This window comes from Streptacidiphilus cavernicola (genome assembly GCF_042510955.1).
Taxonomy (GTDB): Bacteria; Actinomycetota; Actinomycetes; order Streptomycetales; family Streptomycetaceae; genus Streptacidiphilus; species Streptacidiphilus cavernicola.
In genome coordinates, this window is sequence record NZ_JBHFAB010000050.1 from 1 (window position 1) to 1,659 (window position 1,659).

1 pseudogene is annotated in these 1,659 nt (G+C 70.2%); it reads right to left on the reverse strand.

Annotated elements, in window-relative coordinates:
• Positions 1 to 47: 47 nt before the first annotated feature.
• Positions 48 to 1,582, reverse strand: a pseudogene (locus ACEZDE_RS33700) (ISL3 family transposase).
• Positions 1,583 to 1,659 lie beyond the last annotated feature (77 nt).

The window sequence follows — 1,659 nt, forward strand, 5'->3', positions numbered from 1 at the left end:
TTGGGTCTTACAAGATTTTCGTAGGCGTTGATCGAATTGTTTAGCCGTCAGCTGAGCAGGATGCGGTGGCGTAGGAGGGCGAAGCCGGCTCGTCCGTACATCTGCCGTTTGATGAGTTTGATCTTGTGGTTGGCGCCTTCGGTGCGGCCGTTGTGCCAGGGCAGGGTGATGGCGGCGTCGACGGCGGGGCGTTCGCGGTCCAGGCCGGTCGCGTAGGAGTGCAGGAAGGGCAGGTCGGCAGCGCGGGCACGGGTGATCCAGCCGGTCAGCCGTCCGGTGTTGGCCGGTTCGGGGGTCAGCAGGGCGGCGAAGTCGCGGACCAGGCGGGCGAGGTCGGTCATCTGGGGGCAGGCCGCGGTGACCTGGTCGCGCAGGGTCTGGTTCTGCTCGCTGAGGTGGTCGGGGTGGGCCAGGAGGAGGCCGGCGGCCCGGCGTGGTGAGAGGTGGCCGTGGTCGGACTCGACGCGGCCCTGGGTGATGTAGCGCACCAGTAGGTTCGCGCTGCCCGTGTAGCCCAGTTCCCGGATTTCCCGTAGTAGGTGGGAGACGGGGACGGCGGGGTTCTCGGCGCGGCGGCGGCGCAGGTGGTCGCGGTAGGGGTCGACCAGGCCGGGCCGGTGGGCGGGGGCGCGGATCAGGCGGTCGGGTTCGGTGTGGCGGGCGTAGCGTTTGACGGTGTTCAGGCCCAGGTTGAGGCGGCGGGAGCATTCCAGCAGGCCCACGCCCTGGTTCAGGAGGGTGTGGACCTGCTGCCATCGTTCGCGGGTGCTGGCCGCGCGCCTGCCCTCGGTGATCGGCGGTCCGGCCTTGGCCCAGCAGGTGCTGTGGGCCTGCACCTCCTTCCAGACCGTCTCTGCGAAGCCGTGCCACAGGTGCCAGCGGTCCGCGACCTGTGTGATGGTGGGGTCGGCGAGGGTCGTGGCCTGGGCGAACGTCCCGGCTCCGTCCCGGCACACCACGCGCGCTGTGGGGGGTCGCGCAGCCAGGCGGTCACTGTTCCGGTCCTGCGGTCGGGCAGGACGTCGAGGCGTTCACCGGTGGCGGCGTCGATCAGGATCGTGGCATAGCGGTGGCCCTTGCGCAGCGCGAACTCGTCCACGCCCACCACCGGTGGGGTCGGCCGGACTGGCAGGGCGATGCGCATCAGGCAGTTCAGCACGGTGGCCCGCGACAGTCCGCAGTGCAGCGCGGTGAGCAGGCGGGCCCCGGCCGAGCCGGCCAGCGCGACCGCCACCACGTCGACCACCCGTTGCAGGGCGGGCGTGCGCCGCTGGTAACGGCAGGTCACTCCCGGAACCTGCTCGGCGAACGTGCTCTTCAGGCAGACTGGGTCGCGGCAGTACAGCCGCCGCACGGACAGGTCGATCCCCACTGCGCGTCCGCCCACGGCCTGGTCCGCGACATGCCGCACGTACCGCGAATGCACCCAGTCCGACACCTGCCCGCAGCCCGGACACGCCACGGCCAGGTCGTCTCTGGTCCGTGCCGTGATCCGCAGCAGCCCTGGACTACCCTCCACTTGCTCGACCACCACGGCCGCCAACTGCGGCAGCAGGTCCTCGATCGCGACAGCACACACCACCACCCTGCCAGCACAACCCGCCTACGTCACAGGCGCATTGAAGCACGACAGGCGCCTACGAAAATCTTGTAAGACCC